Source organism: Sinobaca sp. SA16-1, from assembly GCF_059510515.1.
Genome location: NZ_JCAKFL010000005.1, coordinates 71,728 through 89,877, shown reverse-complemented (window position 1 = coordinate 89,877; position 18,150 = coordinate 71,728). Strand labels below are relative to the sequence as shown.

9 protein-coding genes and 1 pseudogene are annotated in these 18,150 nt (G+C 36.1%); 2 read left to right on the top strand and 8 right to left on the bottom strand.

Annotation, left to right across the window (positions count from 1 at the left end; genetic code table 11):
* Positions 1-12: 12 nt before the first annotated feature.
* The 5 genes from AC5W2J_RS14515 to AC5W2J_RS14495 form a co-directional block, all read right to left on the bottom strand.
* The gene (locus tag AC5W2J_RS14515; RefSeq protein WP_496060176.1) at positions 13-3,450 is read right to left on the bottom strand and encodes a DUF6079 family protein; all 3,438 of its coding nucleotides are present in this window, start codon (positions 3,448-3,450) and stop codon (positions 13-15) included.
* Positions 3,447-4,328, bottom strand: a complete 882-nt coding sequence (locus AC5W2J_RS14510; protein ID WP_496060175.1) for a DUF4007 family protein — start codon at positions 4,326-4,328, stop codon at positions 3,447-3,449. Before AC5W2J_RS14510 ends, AC5W2J_RS14515 begins: the two co-directional genes overlap by 4 nt.
* 92 nt (positions 4,329-4,420) lie before the next feature.
* Positions 4,421-9,523: an FtsK/SpoIIIE domain-containing protein gene (locus AC5W2J_RS14505; RefSeq protein WP_496060174.1), complete on the bottom strand. Its 5,103-nt coding sequence runs from the start codon at positions 9,521-9,523 to the stop codon at positions 4,421-4,423.
* Positions 9,520-11,094 carry a hypothetical protein gene (locus tag AC5W2J_RS14500; RefSeq protein ID WP_496060173.1) on the bottom strand — a complete coding sequence of 525 codons (1,575 nt, stop codon included), beginning with the start codon at positions 11,092-11,094 and terminating at the stop codon, positions 9,520-9,522. The genes AC5W2J_RS14505 and AC5W2J_RS14500 overlap by 4 nt, the downstream gene beginning before the upstream one ends.
* 13 nt (positions 11,095-11,107) lie before the next feature.
* On the bottom strand, positions 11,108-12,799 hold the full coding sequence (locus AC5W2J_RS14495) for a hypothetical protein (protein WP_496060172.1): 1,692 nt from the start codon (positions 12,797-12,799) through the stop codon (positions 11,108-11,110).
* Between the two features lie 243 nt (positions 12,800-13,042).
* On the opposite strand from AC5W2J_RS14495, the pseudogene AC5W2J_RS14490 reads away from it, so the two are divergent.
* Both AC5W2J_RS14490 and AC5W2J_RS14485 read left to right on the top strand, forming a co-directional pair.
* Positions 13,043-13,365, top strand: a pseudogene (locus AC5W2J_RS14490) (transposase); the annotation flags it as partial.
* Positions 13,366-13,698: 333 nt separating this feature from the next.
* Positions 13,699-14,106, top strand: a complete 408-nt coding sequence (locus AC5W2J_RS14485) for a (deoxy)nucleoside triphosphate pyrophosphohydrolase (RefSeq protein WP_496060171.1) — start codon at positions 13,699-13,701, stop codon at positions 14,104-14,106.
* Here AC5W2J_RS14485 and AC5W2J_RS14480 read toward each other — a convergent pair.
* The 3 genes from AC5W2J_RS14480 to AC5W2J_RS14470 all read right to left on the bottom strand — a co-directional run bounded on the left by AC5W2J_RS14480 (position 14,103) and on the right by AC5W2J_RS14470 (position 18,129).
* Positions 14,103-14,531, bottom strand: coding sequence for a DUF3427 domain-containing protein (locus tag AC5W2J_RS14480; protein ID WP_496060170.1), 429 nt, complete (start codon positions 14,529-14,531; stop codon positions 14,103-14,105). The two genes, AC5W2J_RS14485 and AC5W2J_RS14480, sit on opposite strands and share 4 nt — an antisense overlap.
* The gene (locus tag AC5W2J_RS14475) at positions 14,532-16,910 is read right to left on the bottom strand and encodes a DEAD/DEAH box helicase (protein WP_496060169.1); all 2,379 of its coding nucleotides are present in this window, start codon (positions 16,908-16,910) and stop codon (positions 14,532-14,534) included. It abuts the gene before it with no gap.
* A gap of 226 nt (positions 16,911-17,136) precedes the next feature.
* Positions 17,137-18,129: a tRNA dihydrouridine synthase gene (locus AC5W2J_RS14470; RefSeq protein WP_496060168.1), complete on the bottom strand. Its 993-nt coding sequence runs from the start codon at positions 18,127-18,129 to the stop codon at positions 17,137-17,139.
* Between the last annotated feature and the right edge of the window lie 21 nt (positions 18,130-18,150).

Sequence of the window (18,150 nt, the reverse complement as noted above, 5' to 3'; positions counted from 1 at the left end):
TTTCCCACCTCATTACTCTACAAATTCATTTACCAATTTATAAATTATATATTCTACTTCATCACGTGGTATTGTTCGTCCAGCGTTATTAATCATCCTGTAGACGTTTTCGTAGATGGTTTTTGACTTAGTAGATAACTCTGTATCATTTTTTATAATAACATTTTTACCATCTATTTGTAATTTATGTGCCTGGACTTCTTCGCCTAAGTTTTGAATCGATTGAACGTCTCTATCAATTTGTTTCTTTAACATCTCAAATGTAGCATCCGACCAGTTCTCGATGGATACGCCAGTGTAATTTAGAATGAATTTTCGAACCCAATTCTCTTGATTTTGTAAAGATAAAATACTTTTAACTGTTAAATTTTGCTTCTTAACTATTCCATCTTGATTTTCAGCCCAAATTACTAGCTCTTTATATGACTCGGTCTGAGTGAGACTTAATATTACATCCATCACACTTAATAACTGTTCGTTAATGAATTCTTCAATAGCACGAGCACATAGTAGTAGGTTATCAAAATCGTTGTTATATTTTTCAAATAGAAAGTGGATAGTTGATGTTGGATCTACCTCACTGCGTTTAATACTGTCTTTTAAGTCCAATAAATTTTGATCCATACTTGCCGTAACTTGCGCATACTTAGGAAGTGATCTAAACCAACCAATAAGAGCACTACTCATTTGTATTATCAAAGGTTGCCTAGATACATACTCGCTTTTATATTGACCAAAATGTTTGTCTATATTTTCTAAAAATGGTTCTAGCTTTGTATTAAAATTATAAAAGACATACTCATACTCCCTAGGCTCTTCAATCATCTTATAAAGCTTGTCACCATCGATGGCTGGAATGTACATATCGTTCCTATAGAACATGACTTGCCCCCATAGGTCCCGAAGCAATGCCACTAAATATATAGGTGCGAGAGGTTTTCTAATACCAAATGGAGATTTTGTAAGGATGGATAACATATCATTCATTGTTCCTTTAGTATTGGTCTTAACCTGTTTTACTAAAGCGTCCCTCATTTTTTTAAACTCATAAGGTTGAATGTTTTCTAAATCTGAGATAGAAAGGTTGTTGTTCTTAAATATAGTTGCGTATACTAGATAATCAGGACCGTTCCCAGTAATATTAAACTGTTCCTCATAAGGAGATTCTAGAATGTGATCCACCACTGATTTACCTGCTTTTAACTGTACGTTATTGATTTTTCTCCTATTAATTGAATCATTTCTTACCTCTGGAGTTAGTGAATAAAGATCATACATAATTTCAGATAGTTGATCCTCTAGACTAATCTGGTTAAGTATAGTAACGATTTCACCATTATAAAACCAAGTTACTTCCTTAGTAAAATCTGTCCAAACCCTGTTAAATTCATTTATTTGATAAAGCAAATCTTCTTGTACTAGAATGATTTCACTTTTTATATTTTCATCCTGTTTTAATAGTTCTTCGTCCTCGAGCATTTGTTTAATAATAATTAATTTATCAACAGTTTTTTCAATATACTTCATAGAGTAATCTGATCTGGCGTATATTACACCTTGTTCGGCATGCTTTGTTAATAAATGGTCCAATTTCTTTTTTTCATCACTATTTTCCATTACAACAAAATAAATGATAGCATCGTTTTCTTCGCTCACTTGCATTTCTTTATCTTCTTTTAATTCAGAACTTAACAAGAATTTTGTAGAGGCAAAACGAGTCATGCTTTTATCATCGTTATAAGAAGTTGCAAGGTAAAATCTTTTATCTAATGCTGACTCTAAAACTATTTTACGCTTTTTAGAATCAATAGAAGTTTCCTCTAGGCGTAATTGGATTTCTTCATCTACATTTATTGAACTGCCTTGGAAAAGTTCCCAGTAACCAAGGATTCGGTTGTATCTAACCGCTTTATAACCCTTTAGTTTATTTAAAGCACCCGAGATTTGCTCATCACTACGATCTAAAGCAAATGAAATTAATTCAGTATCTAATTTATGAGTAGATTGCAATCCTGTGATTTCCCACAGCGTAATACACTTTAATATATCCTTCTCAATATCATCTTTTTTACTTGATGTAGGAACCTTTTTATTTATTTGCTTATACAATTTAACAATATCTTGAACATCATCATTTATATCAAGACTTTGGTCTTCTGAGAAGAAATAATCAAATAATTGATTGGCTGAATAATAGCCGTTTTTCTTTTCAACATGATTTAATAGCCCTTCTGTTTCATTACTTTCTAAGAATGTAAATAGTGTTCGCTCGTTCTGACCAAATACACTTGAGAGGTGAGGTAGTAAAAACAATGTGACAGGATGTATAGGATAACCTCCCTCTACTACGAGGTTCTCTAACTCAACTTGATTTAATGTCGGGAAGAAAGAATGTCTTCTTAATACGTTCAAAACCTCATTCTTTTTTGAAGTCGGAATAGAATTCATGATATGAAACTCATTTAAGATAGATTGTGTTAACCGTATAAAGGTGGATTGATCACTATTTATATGGTATGTCTTAAATCGTTTTTCAATTCGCTGGAATTCATCCTTGTGCTCACCTTTAAGCAAGTTAAAATACTGTCGTAAGTTCTTGTGTGTAATTAATAAAATATGAAAATAACTAGTATAATGGTCTGCTAATTCAGCAATATCCTGCAAGTCTTGCATCGTTTCATGAATTAATTCGCTATCTAAAGTTTGCAAGAAACGCCCGAACTCATCATAAGTTAAAAACAACCCGATATTTTTCTTTGATAATTCATCAATAATCATCTTTATCTGTTCAATAAAGTCTTCTTTATAATCCACCACAAACTCAGTACCTGAAGTTAGACTAGGGAATATAGACTTAAACCACTCAATCTCTTCCACGTTACTACTTAAAATTTCAATACGCCACAGTTGTATATCTTTCTCCTCAGCATTTAATCGCTTCAAAAACTGCTTATAAGTTTTAGGGTATTTTTGCTCCCATTTTTCTATGGTTGATATAACCCTAGAAATAACTCCAGGAGTGACGATTTGCACACCATTTTCTTCGAGCTTTTTCATGATCGCTGAAATAATTGAGACTCTAAACCTACCTTCATTTCCATTTAGAACTATAGGTAAATAAGTCATGTCTTGTCCCTGGATAAGGCTTAACTCTTCATAGATATCGTCATCGACTTTTTTAAATTTATTTTGCAAATTTTTCACTGTTTCGCTTGTTGCATTTTTCGATGTAATACTACTAATAATCGTTCCAATTAACGATTTACCTGTTCCATAAGGACCTATTATTATGTGAGACTTAGGAGCACTTGAATCATTAAACCCCTTTAATAGTCCTTGGAGAGCATCCGCATGGGCTGGTGTAGGTAAGTAACGCTTAAAGAAATCTTCATTACCTAAGTCAAACTTGATATTTACACTTGATTTAAAAGCAACCGCATTGTAACTCATGAATGTGTATGCACCTTCCTTTTATACTCTTCTTCTAAGAATGAAATAGGATCATTTTGTGGAATCTGAACAGTATCAAGATTATTAGTTCTTGTAAAAATGATTGGGTGACGCTTATGACTAGTTAAGAGATGAAGAGCTTCAATCGTTAAGTTTCGATTCATATTAAAGACTTTACCCCATAACCCCTCTCTGTATATAATTTCTTCTACAGATACTACAAATACATCATTTTTATGACAATAATCTAGCAAGGTATAATATAGTGCAATTAAACCCAAGTCCTCTATACTATTAGGACTCTTTTTATAAATTATACCGTTTCTCTCGGAAAGCAATGACACTTTATTTATAGGGCTTTGAATAACCTCTTCAGGGTCTAGTGCATTCTCCCCGGATGTATAGAGCTTTATTAAACAGTCAATGTCTCTCTTTAAAGATTTATTTGAAATTTCCTTTTCTTCATTGTCATCTACCCATTTAACAAACTGACTAATTAACTCCTCTTTGCTGATCGCTGTTTCATCTAGCAAATTGAAAAACCAATACCATACAGTTGAGGGTTCTTTTTCATTGCTTAAATAATAGTGCAAGAGCGCCGCTGTATCATAATATTGTACATGCCTATCATACCTGTCAATAATATCCCCGAAATCCGTAACGTGATGAACTTTCTTTCGTTCATCGTTTGTTCTTTCTTCGACCATGTTCGTTGCAACTACCCAAAATCTTAATGACTGAACCATATTTTTACCTAAACCAATTTTCTCAAATGCCTCTTTATCATAAAAAAATCTACTATCTGTTCTTAGTTGCTTAATTGCTTTACTTAACCACCTGTCTCTTAAATAGAAACTTTGATGTTGACCATATGCCATACGATTTCCTCCTAATTTTACTGGAGCAATCTTTCCAGTAACTATAAAGCACATAATAATGCATCTAGATTTAAATCTAGATGCATTATTATTTAATTGTTTAAACTTGCGAAATACTTTAGTAATGCTCGTTTTACCTTAGGTGTTAAGAAAGGGCTTTTACCACGAGTGACTTTATTACCCCCTGTTTTAGCCAAAAAGTCTCCTTTCCCTCCTAAATTTTCAGCACCACCGTCTCCTAAGATTACTGTAGATGCCGTAGCATCTGTAGCAGCTAATGCTAATCTAGCGCCTAAGTTATTCCTAATGTTGGTGTTTATAATGTCTGACTTTGGGTTTTGAGTACAAATAATCAGATGTAAACCGGCGGCCCTTGCTTTTTGTCCTAGTCTAAGAATTGAGTTTTCTACTTGTTGCGCTGTTTCTTTATCTTGGCTCATAAAGTCAGCGAACTCATCAAATACGATAACAATTCTAGGTATTTTATTTCCAGTTAATTCCACGTACTCGTCTAAATTACTCACATACTCGTCAGCAAATAACTTATAGCGACTCTCCATTTCTGCTACTAAAATATTCAATGTCTGCACAGCTTTATTAATATCTGTCACTACATCCCTAGTATGTGGAAGACCTTTGTAAACTGTAAATTCAACCTGCTTCGGATCTATAAATACAAACTGGAGTTGGTCAGGACCATATATACACATACTGCCTAAAATAATTGAATTTAACGTTACACTCTTTCCGCTACCTGTTGTACCTCCTGTTAATAAATGAGGAGTTGAAGGATCTGAAAAGTCAATGCTTATAACATTATTTAAAGGATCAAATCCTAGTGGTGACACTAAATTTGTGTTCTTCACTTTTCTACTCAATTGTTCTCGAGAAATTCTCATGAATTCCTCAAAGAAAATAGTTTCTGGGTTTTCTCTTGCAATATCAATGTTCAATCCATGCTTGTCGATAAACATGTGTGGAGGTTGATCTAATCCCAACCATAATTGAATGTCTTGCTTTCTCTTTAATACTTTATCAGAGTTTAAAGATGATGGAATGTGAAGCATTAATCTAATAACACTTGAACCTATCACCGCTTCTTTCACTTTCACATTTAAGTTATTGCGATTGAAGTTATTCTCTAGTTTACTGACGTAATCATTCTTGAGAGACTCCTGATCTTCAGAACCTTCTGGTTTAGCATTTTCAATACCTTCTAACGCAACTACTTCAGGATAGTCAGAACGCACTTCCTCATTATCACCATAATGTAGATCTTTATTAAGGTGGTCAGGAGTGTCTCGTGGATGTTCCTCTTCCAAGTACTCAGTAGTATCAGGTTCTGTATCTTCACCCCCAAAATCTTCATATGTGGTTGGTGCACTTAGATTTACAAGATTGTCTTTAATTTTATTAGGTTCATTAGAATCTTTAGACATATCATTCTTAGTATCATTTTCTCTAGCATTTCCTCGAACCAATTCCAATTCAAAGGCTTTTTCGCTCCCCTCTAAATCTGCATAGTCAGGTTGGTTGGCCTCTGTGGCGCCCAAATTATCTAAAATGAAGGATCTTGAGAACATATAATTAAGGTACTCCCCCTCGATCTTCTCAAAATAAACTCCATCCGAGAGTTTCTCAAAACCTTTTTCTTGTAAGTTAGATGTATAACAATACACATCAATAGACGTATTAAGTGTAACGTTAATATCTGACATATTCCTGTCCTGTAATTGCTTTAGAATATGCGCTTTTTCAGGAGAATAGGAACTTCTTTCAATAAAGTAATGAACCAGTTCCTCACGCCAAAATTCTGCATCCGTTTTGTCCTCATTAAATCCGAATAGTTTCTCGTAAATGCTTCTCCCAGCTTCTACTTGCTTAATTGCGTCATAACGTTCTTTTTCAAAGATAGAACTTCGAACAAACTTTAACTCTACCAGTTCAAAATCTAAATGTAGCTTCTCGTCTTCTTCCCTCATTGTTGTAATTACCAAATCAGGTCTTCTTTTATTGTTTGAGAACCAAGGTAGCTCGTCACATACTGACCAAACTTGTAATACATTGCTTTCTTGCTGCTCCCTGAATTTCTTACTGAGGTAGGTTGCAATCATTTCGTGGGAATATTTCCCTGGTCCAATAGCTTTTAATACAAGAGCACCCGATATTTTCTTAACTTCCTGAACTGCATCAACCATCTTCTCTTTTGTAATGTTAGGATTCTTCATAATCAGTCCTAGCTTCTTAGTTAGGCGGTCGTAGTATTCGTCATCTTGTTGGTTACTTAACTTACGGATATATTCTGAAGATGAGACAATTAACTTGTAATTATTATTAGACCCTGCTTTAGATTTATATTGAATAATCTGCGCTTTCCCTGAAGTCTTTTCTAACAAAGATTTATCTAGATATCGATCCATAAAGATAATCCAGTTGAAGTTCTCATGCATAAAATCAATTAGATCATTATTTAAAGTCGATAACGAAACCTTATTCTTAAGCACATATAATTCATCCGCATGAAGAATTTCCTTTTTCTGAGAGATATACTGCAGTTGATAGAATGACTTTAGAACTGGTGGAAGAGCTTCACTCACATAAGAGATTCTTTTCACAACTTCGTTATCCAATAAAGGTTCTTTGTACACTACTTCGAACCAATTATCAGTAGGATAGGAATTAATTTTGTCGAAGCCATATTTAATTTGACTACTTTGAGCAAAGTAATCCGCTAGAACAACTAAATCTGTATCAATCATATGACTATTAATCTGTTTTGATATTTCATTCACGTCATGACCCGATATCACTTTTAATTCCAATTTTGGGAAGGTACTAGCCCCATCAGGATGGCTGTACTCTTCTCTTCGTTGAACCCATTGATTCAACTTCATGTGTATTGGAGCAGCGTGAGTACTATGAACAGTGATCTTCAATTTTTTTAAATCCTTGTTTTTCTTGAACAAAGCATCAACAGATTCGATAATAATCTCAGCGCTTTGACAATACAAGAATAAAATATCTAAACCATCTTTAGCGTATGGATACACGTCAAAATAACTCTTCACACTTGTAAGTAATTCTTTAGAAAGATCTTTTGCTAAGTGATCCATCTTATCAGAACGAGTAGTGTTTAAAACATAGTGTCCTTCACCTAGTGTTTCGCTTACTTCTATCAGAAACGAGTCATCGCCTTCACTTGTGAAATATCTTGGTGCAAGTTTCAAAGTCTTATCTATTGCATGATTTAAATACTCTTCTAGGTTTGTAACTACAAGGGTATTTTCTTTAGACTTATTTATCCATTCTTGGATTTGCCTATTAATTTCTTGGTACCGATGTTTCAAACTTAATAAACGGACAGGATTAAGTATGGTTAACATGCGTTCATAACTATAACCTATTTCTCCAAAGTTTACGTCTAAATAGTCAATGGCTCCAATAATATTAATATACTTATAAATTTTATTCGTAATGGATACTGATGTGGTAACACCTTCTAAAAGAAAGGATAATTCTCTCTCATAAGTATCAAAATCTATAGAGAAAATGCCTTCTTCGTATGCCTTTTGCAAAATATCAGAATACGAGTTTTTAAAATTCAAAAAAGCATTATGATGCTCTTTAATTCCAGATTCATCAAGTAAGAGCGAGCTAGCCACGTCGTTTTTGACAAGTTCACCTATATCGAGCTTTTCAACCTGGTCATCTTTATAATTCTTCACAAACGGCAGAATGCCTTCGTGAACGGAATCGAATAAACTTAGTAGATTTAAAGCTTCAAGATCTAATATTTTAAAGCTTTCTTTTCCTAACTGATTCCCTTTACTTATTAATTTAAGAGCTAATGTTACATCAGAACTGTTCACGGTAGCATCTTCGGTTGTATTAATGATAGAATCATTCTGAAAATGAACAGATGGTACAACATTGCTCATATTCTTTAACAAAATTTCTGCAATTTTTTTAGTAGGTGGATTCAACTTATTGTTCACTACTTCTAGAGTAAATAACGGCTCTTCATTAGTAAACTCTTCATGATTTTCTTCTATGAGCACAAAGGTATGGTATAGAAGCGCCTCAGATAAATCCTTATAATCTTTAGGATGTCTTACTTTTTCAATTTTTCGACTTATGGTCTTTACTAGTCCAGAGTCTTTGGCCATGTCTCCTTCAAACTCATCATAAAACTCCTGCATATCGTCAGCATCATCGGCCTTTTCAATAGCAGATATGCCTTCTTCAACACTTTCTTTTTGTTCCTTTGTGTACTCTTCGAGAGGTAACACATTTCTTATTTTATCCGGAAGGAGTGTTTTTACTTTAAATTTAAATATAGATTGGATTAAACTAAAATCATATTTTAGTAATTCTAAACTTTTCTGGCTTAAAAAGTTTATTGCTTCTAATTCGAAGGTATCCTGCGTTGTTTTATTCCACAATTCACTAGGATAACTATTTTTCTCTTCGGATTCCAGGAAATCATATAGCTTATTTTGAAGATCCTCGGGATCAAGGTCACCATTAGTCTTTTGTAAATTAGCCAACAGGTGATTAGCTTTTAAACTCTTTTGGCCTTTAGGAATGAGTAGGTCATTATCCTTAAATAGGTTCAATTCTGGCAAGCTAGTCTGAATACGCTCTATTATAGATGGAGAATTGTTATTTATGATTGCTGACATAAAACGCAGCACAAAACGTAGCTGAGGGTCAGTTAACTGATTGTACATTTCCATGAAGTTTTTTACTGTATCAATTTCTTCTTCCGCTAAATTGTAATGGTTAAAAAGTAAGAAATACAGCCCTTTAAATCCTTCTTCAGAAAGAAGATAAGCTTCGTCTATTGAGAATATATTCTCTAAGCTTTGACCTTCAGGGGTATTCTCATTAATTATCATGATTAGTGCTTGATTAGTAATTGTGTAGTTACGAAGTCTAGTAGAGGTTTCTATATCTCTTAGTCTATACTCATCAAACCCTTCTACAGGTTTAATCGTACGAATAACAGGAGAATAGTATCCTTCTAGTTTAGATTTGTTTTCTCTCAATTCGTGCAATACAGCTTCAATATTCTCTTGAGTTAACCCATTAATTTTTATGAAGAGCTTATTGGCATTTTCACTATTTTGATTATCGAAATGATTATTTAAAACATAATAAATCCATTTTCCTAATAATTCGTTATGCTTTTTCATTTTACCACCTGGACTTCTACTGCTTCGTAAGGATTTCGAATCATTGCTGTTGCATCTGAATATTCAACTAGTAAACCATTCTGACGTAATTTTTCACGTAATGCATATTCGTTTTTCTGAAAGTAACTAATATTTATTTTAGATTTTTCGTAAATACCATCCCTTTTAGCTTCAACTTCTCCGATGATAAACCCAAATCTATCATAGATAGCTTCTAGGAATTTGTTAAACTCCATTGATCCTTTAGGTTTTACAGCAATATAAACCAAAACTTGTAAGAAATTGTCAGTCATAAAATAACGGTATTTACTTCCCGCTTTGTACCCACCAAAACCACCATCTCTCGTTAAACTCCTAACTATATTTAGTTGGTGTTTCTTGAGCTGATCAGAAATTATATCCTTAACTACTGAGTAAAGTTTTGTTGATAAGTCTTGATAATCATTACATTTATTTAAAACTTTAAGTACTTTATTCTTTCTCACTTTTGATAAACGTTTTAACCCAAGGAAAGCCAAGAAGTCATCAGGGTTTTCTTTCCATTTAGCAAGATTATTATTCACATATTCTTCATCTTGAATCTTCTCTGAGAAGATGTTCTCAAAGAAAGACTCAAACTTATTTTTAATTAGTAGCTCATTTTCACTAAAGGACCTTCCAGATAAAGTTTGTATTGGTCCTATTCGTCCATCTAGACAGTCAAAGAAATGGGTTACTTTATTTTCCTGTATATTATTCGCTCGATGTAGCATATACCGAGACAATTGGAAGGTTATAAGACTAGTCATAAGCTCAAACATTTCATAAATATCAATATTTAAAGAAATGAGTTGATGAAGTTCCTTCGCGAAATCTGTGTAGATAGGATCATCTATTACAGGTAAATGTGGATATTCTTTAGTCTTCTCGTCTACTTTCCTTAATGGATAAAAATCTTTTTTCTCTTGTTCAGCCTTGTCTAACGTCTCTAAAAGTTTCGAGACAATATTTTCAACTTGCTTATTCCGTTGTAGTAGAAATTGAAGCCTTATCTCAATCTTTTCTCTTAGTTCTAAATTATTCTCAGTGCCATACCCAAGCATTAAGAAGTAAAGCTCCCCACCTCTCGCAAAAAAATTCCGTTCGTACGATGGTTCACCATTTTTTGTTCGTAGTTCAAAAAATAACATGGATTCATGCAATGGATATAATGTTTTTGCATACCAAGACCTATTTGCAGCTTTTCCTTTTCCGTCGTGCAGTGGTACTTCAAGATTCCTGAAAAACTCTCTAATAACACTAATCTGTTCACGATCTGATGCCATCTCATATAAATGTTGCTTTTCTTCAAGAGTCAAAGAAACAACGCCATCTTGTGCGCCTTCCTTCTCCCCTTCAAATATAAATTTACGTAGCCCTGTAGATTTTTTTCTTTCGTAGCTATCCGCACCTAATTTGTAGTGTGTTCCACTTAATACGTTCAAAAACTCAAGAACATACTCAGGCCCTTTTTGGCCGTCTTTAAATCTATGCCCCCAAATTTGAGCAGATAATTGAGTAGAAAATTGCTCCACGTCTGATATTTCACTCACTGTATACCCTCCCTTAGCTTAAGCTAATTTCATCTTCAATAAATAGTCCTTCTTCTCTATCGTAACGAAGTATATTTAATTCATATTCATCAGGTTCACTTAACGTAATGAGCTCGTTTTTGAATGTATAAACTAATATTTCAGCGTCTTGCTGAAGGATGTTATGAGTTCCTCCACCAGTTGCCCTCATTAAATATTCGAATATAGCCAGATTGACTTTCATTGAAATTTTACCATCCACATTCAAAGTGAATTTAGATGGCTTTCTATCTAAGTCTGTTCTCTCCAACTCTTCTATTAAATTTAAAGATTTCCTAGTCTTGAACGACTCATAAATCATTAAGTTCTTATTTGTAGCTAATAACTCTTTCATATCAGTAGTTAACCGTCCAGAAAATATACGGTTTAAACCATTCGTAAGTTGTTTTTTTACTGCCGTTTGGTTTTTAGGGTTGCTGAAAAGAGACTTATAGTCACTAAGGTATTCATATGGTAGTAGCTGATCTGTAGCAAAACCAATCTCTTCTTGTAACTCATAGAACAGTTTTCTTCTTAGCTTTGGAATCCATTCTTCAATTAGTGAATGATCATTGTCTACGTTATAATCACGGTATAAGGTTAATCTTTTTTGGAAATAACCTAATTCTAAATCTAGTGTAGGACCGAATATATCTTTATGAACCCTCTCAATTTGTTCATCACCATTAATATCTCCGTTTATTATAAAATCATCAATTGATGAATGAGAATAGTTACCTGGGTCAAAAGTCTTGAATAATTTCAAAGCATTCATTTCTGAGAAAGCATTCTCACTTAAATCACGTCCGTAGAAATTCTGATAATATGGACGTTTTATTTGATCTTTTAATTGCTTGTAATCCGCCTTTAAGACATCATCACAAGTATATCCTCCCGTCAGCATAAAGCTATTATGGATGAGCATTTCACGCATAGTGATATGGGTATCTAAATAGTCAAGAAGCTGGTACTGTTCCACAATCTTTTCTTGAATATGAGGTTGTGATGTTCGTTCATGATTCATATAAATAATACACCTATCTTTCTTAGGACAGGCTAGGCATGCACTCCAATTCTCTTCTCTATTCCATTCTTCTAGTACTCTGCTAACATAAACCGAAGAAGTCACATCTAATAAGTTAAAAACACTGAATCCTTGTGAGTTATTTTCATAAGATTCGAACCGCTTCAGAACCTCTTCATTAATGAGATTTAAGTCATCACGTTGAGATAAGAATTTAGTGAGTTTTCCTTCGTTAGCTGCAATTAAGTAATAAATTTTATCAGCGTGATTGTTTTCTATATTCTTTTGAAGAGCAGCAAGCTCTTTTTGAATGACATCTTCCTTAAGTTCTGATAAATCTTTTACGATCCTTAATATCCCTTTAGGAAAACGAAAATCAACTATCCCTTCTGCTGGCCAAGTGGTTAAATCCTCATCGTTAAAGTGATTATATATAATTCTACATAACCTAGTCTTTCCATCCCCAGCGTTGCCAGTAAGAATGACACTTTGTGGATTATTTTCATATACTTGTAATAAAGTTTCTTCTATTTGAGTATGTATATTAAATGTAAAGTTTTTCTCATCACTAGAATCGTGTGTGTATTCATCATAAATTTTTGAGTGATTTGGAGACAAAACATTATATTGATCCAAGTAATAAACAAATGGATTACCTTTCAATTTGCTGATCCCCCTAATAGTTAAAAAGCAACGATTTTTTACGTCCCTGAGAATAGATTGCTAAATGAGTTGATTCCTTTTATTATTTCATAAGTACTATATAACTGACAACAACTGTAAGATAATTCATTTGTACTACAACGAAGTGATTTATGTAAATGAACGCAAATAATGTAACCACATATTACACTACCGCTTATTCTTACTACTTAGCGGATGCATCATTAATGCATCCACCTCTAAAAATACCTTTTCAAGTCAATCACATTTGACTGCGTAAAAGAATTTTCGAACTGACGCTCTATTAGTAACAGGCATGACCTCTCCATCTATTTTGCCGATCCGGGAACATCTTCCCAGAATGGGTTAAACGAACGTTCAAACGGCCTGCTTCGAAAAGAAGGACTGTCTAAGCAATATGCATTTTCGATAGGTAGAGCAACTATATATATATCTGCTGTAGCCTTCAAAAAAATAATATTCCAAGAAAATCGTTAGATTACCATTCCCCCTTGGAAGTATTTAAGAGGTACATGGGAACCAATACATTCTCTAACTTAATTTGAAACTTTAAAGAATCTAATATTAATGGGAAAAGTTGTAAAACACTTGCATGATAAGAGCCTCCTTGAAAAATAGGTAAATTGTACATGAGGTATTTCTTAAAAAGTGAGTAAAATCATTTATCAAAAAAGTAGATTAGTTCGTTTTTTAAAAATATTTTGTTAGATTAAACTTTTTCTATATATATCGTCATTTTACTTTTTATTTCCAGTCTATTTGTCATTTTCTAATAATGGTTAATGCTTTTGAAGCTTATAAAGTATTTCTAAATGAAGAAAAGCCCGCAAACTGCTATACTCATGGTATCTTCATACACTGGAAGGAATGACTTACTTATGCCTAAAAAACAAATCAGCGTTGTTGCTGCTGTTATAGAAAACGAGCAAAATGAATTACTATGTGCGCTTCGTAGTCCCGATATGGCCTTACCTAACCTATGGGAATTCCCTGGTGGCAAAGTAGAACCCGGTGAGGACTTACAAAGCGCGATTGAACGTGAGATTAGCGAAGAACTGCACTGCAACATTAAAGCAGGCGAGGTTTTCCATCGCCATGTTCATGAATACGATGCTTTTATCATTGAGCTTATTTGCTTACAAGCCGAGCTCGTTTCCGGAGAACCAGTGGCTACAGAGCATGCCAAACTTCTCTGGCTAACGCCTGATCTATTCTCTTCTTTGAACTGGGCACCAGCTGATGTACCTGCAGTAGAAGAGCTAATGGCTAAAGCTTCTCTGTCCTAAACTTTCTCGGTAAGTTCTCTATATAGCTGAGAAGGAATAGGATGCTGCAGCTTCATTTGAAACATCACCGGCTTTTCATTTTGAAAAGACTCTACGTTTAGTTCTCCCAAATAAATAAATGGTTCTACGACACTGTTTTCTATCGTTTTATATTTCCGCACAAATAAATGAAGCCTATTTCCTTTTTCTTTATGCTCTATAATGCTCGTTCCACGTCCAGAGTTTTGCGCCATATTATTTGGACTTTCCCACTGAAAATCAGTGGGACTTTTTATTTCATCTTTGTACATTAACCGTTCTTCCGTACCGGCGTCTTTATGAAGGTCCACAAATAAGAATAAATCATTTCCACTCCGAAGCAGACCCGAACCTCGGAAAGAAGAATGAGTGACTGTCGCATTCGATAATACCGCTGTATCTCTCATTTAATATTGTTCATGTAGCTTAAAGAAAGGCGTACCGTAGTCTTTTTTACCAAATTCTCGCGCGTAGCGATGCAGTCCGTATTCCAGTAAGTCGATTAGATACTGCTTATACGTATTGCTTTGCAGCAGCTCTTTTAAAATTGAGCTACGTACAATGGATTCTTCATACCACTCCACCAATGCTGGCGATCGATCTTTTTCGCGTTGGTCTAAAAAGGCGTGCGCCACATTTTGCATCGCGTGCTGCACGCTATCCCTATTTACTTCCTCTATCCAATGACGAATTTCATATGCTGCCTCTTCTATAGATAGTGTGTCTTGGTCGAGAAGAGCAAGATATAAGCTAAACTCATGCGGCCGTTTGATTGGTAGCATCTTAGAAATTGTTTTGTATACGCTAGCCCAAACTTCATCTTGGAGCAACGATGTTATAGACTCTTCTTTTTCCATTTTCATGAGAAAATGAAGATAGCTACCCTCTTTTTGAATAAACTTCACCGGATCAGGAGCACCGTCATACGTGTAATAGTCCATCAGCTTATAGGGCGTCTTTCCGTGACGAACTTTCTTAAATTCCATGTATTGCTCTTTTAAATAGGCCATACTGTAAAAGGACTCTTGATCAATCTGGGCTAGAATTCGCTCTTGCGAAATCTTATCCATTTGAATATGAGTAGCACCCGGTACGTGAGCAAACTCAGTAGATACAGCTACCTTTAAGCTCTCTTTATCGTAGTAGCGCTGACCGTTTAAAGCGATCGCAATCAAGAAGCTCTTCGTATGATTGCCGATAAAGTCTAGAACGGTTAAAAATTGTTTTCCAGGGTGCTTACGCAGTCCTCGTCCTAGCTGTTGGATAAATACAATCGGCGATTGAGTCGGCCTTAACATCAGTACGAGATTCACGGTCGGAATATCAATACCTTCGTTAAAAATATCCACCGTAAACAAAAACTCCAGAGGATGAGAGGCATCTTCTAAATTTCGAATAGCCGCTTCTCTGACTGCTCCGTTATCTTCTCCTGATAAATACTGGCTAGTAATACCTTGTTGATTAAAAGCTTCTGTCATAAATGCGGCATGTTCCCGGTTCACACAGAATCCTAGCCCTCTTCGCTGCTCCCCATCAAAGCCATAAAACGCCATTTGTTCTGCAATAAAATCTACCCGCTTATGAACCTGCAGCCTTTTCGCAATTTCCGCTGTATCTTCTAGCCGGACGTCCGTTAAATCAATATCTGACAGATCGGTAATGCCAAAATAATGAAACGGAGCCACAATATCATCCGCTAGTGCCTCATGTAGTCTTACCTCTAGAGCGACATTATGATCAAATAGTTCAAACACAGACAGCTGATCGCTTCTTTCCGGTGTAGCCGTCATGCCTAATGTAAATTGGGGCGTAAACCAAGCAAGCACCTGTTCATACTGAGAGGCCGTCGCGTGATGAGCTTCGTCTACCACAATATAATCAAAAGCCTCTGGCTCAAACGACGTATGATGATTTGCTAGCGTTCGGATATTCGCAAATAAATAGTCGACGTCCCAATCTTTTTGGGTTCCTGTTAAAACCCCGAAGCTGCGCTGAATGGCAGGCATTAAATGTTCAAAGGTTTCTTTCGCTTTTTGAAGAATTTCTTCTCTATGTACGATAAATAAAAGCCGTTTAGGCCGAACCCGCTTTACATCAAATGCCGACATATACGTTTTCCCGGTTCCAGTGGCTGCAATCACTAGTGCTTTTGTTTCTTCCAAGGCACGCAGTCGATCTAAGTTATCAATTGCACGGCTCTGCATCGAATTCGGCACCACATATTCCGCTTTTTCATAAACAGCACTGGCTGTAAAAGCTGCTCTTTCTGTATTACGGTATAGCTCCCGATAATCATGTAGAAATTCCTCTGTCGCGATAATGCTGCGGTTCCAGAGCTGTTCATACTCTGCCAGCACACGTTCTACAAAAGCAGCATGTTTCTTTGAGACAATTTCCACATTCCACTCCACGTTACTTTTCAAAGCAGATTGCGTGACGTTGGAGGAGCCAATTATAATTTTGTACGAATCAGGATATTCGAAAATGTACGCTTTTGTATGGAATCCTACCTGTTTGTCCGTGACAAACACTTTTAAATCAATATGCTCAAATTCCTTTAACCGCTCCAATGCCTGAGGATCGGTGAAATTCAAATAGGTAGAGGTCATGATTCTTCCTCGAATCCCCCGCTGTTCTGCTTCCTTTAACGTATCCAAAAGCAGCTGCACGCCGCTAAAATTAACAAAAGCGACGCCAAAATAGAAGCTATCGCACGTTTGCAATGAACTGGTAAGTTCCTTTAATAAATTATCCGACTCTGAGTTGACGACCAAACGGTGCTCCATGGCTAGGGTGCCTCATTTCTATATGTAAGAATATTGTTCACTATAGTGTTTCTATATTTTACTATATATTCAAAAAATGTATGTAAATTATTTTATTACATTAATAAATTCAAAACATAAACTAGTAATTTTTTATGCTTTCGCTCCTTGTCATACAAAAAGCCCCTTGGATATTCCTTTGTCTTCGGAATATCCAGTGGGCTTATATGGTGACTATTTATATCACTTACAAATTCAACTGTTTCTCTTTTTTCAACGTGCCGGCTTCGAATTCATTCAACAGAGCCCGGACTTCATCCGTCGTCTCTGTGGTCATCAATTGATTGCGAAGTTCTCCGCCCCCGCGGATGCCGCGGATATAGATTTTAAAGAAGCGGCGGAGCGGCTTGAAGGAAATCGGCTCAATTTCGGTGGAATACTTGTCATGCAGATCCAGATGCAGGCGCAGCAGATCAAACAGCTCCTTGCTGCTGTGCTCTCTGGGCTCTGTTTCAAACGCAAACGGATTCGTGAAAATCCCGCGTCCGATCATGACGCCGTCCACCCCGTATTTCGTCGCAAGCTCCATCCCGGTCTGATGATCCGGAATATCGCCGTTGATCGTAATCAGAGTGTCCGGTGCTATTTCGTCCCGGAGAGCCATGATGTCCGGAATCAGCTCCCAATGCGCCTCGACGGCACTCATTTCCTTTTTCGTGCGCAGGTGAATCGACAGGTTGGCGACCTCCTGCTTTAATACGTGCGTCAGCCAGCCTCTCCACTCGTCCACGTTCGTGTAGCCGAGTCTTGTCTTGACGCTTACCGGCAGGCCGCCCGCTTTGGCAGCCTGGATGATGTCGGCTGCGTTATCCGGATAGCGGATCAGGCCGCTCCCTTTTCCTTTGGCCGCCACGTTCGGTACCGGGCAGCCCATATTAATATCGACTCCCTTGAAGCCCTGTTCTGCCATACCGATGCTCATCTCCCGGAAATGCTCGGGCTTGTTTCCCCATATGTGAGCTACCATTGGCTGCTCGTCTTCTGTGAACGTCAGGCGTCCCCGCACGCTGAAGATCCCTTCCGGGTGGCAGTAGCTTTCCGTGTTGGTAAATTCGGTAAAAAACACATCAGGCCGGGCCGCTTCCGCCACCACATGGCGGAACACAACGTTCGTCACGTCTTCCATCGGCGCCAATACGAAGAACGGCCGCGGCAGGTCACGCCAGAAATTTTCTTTCATACTCCCATTCCAATCCTTTCA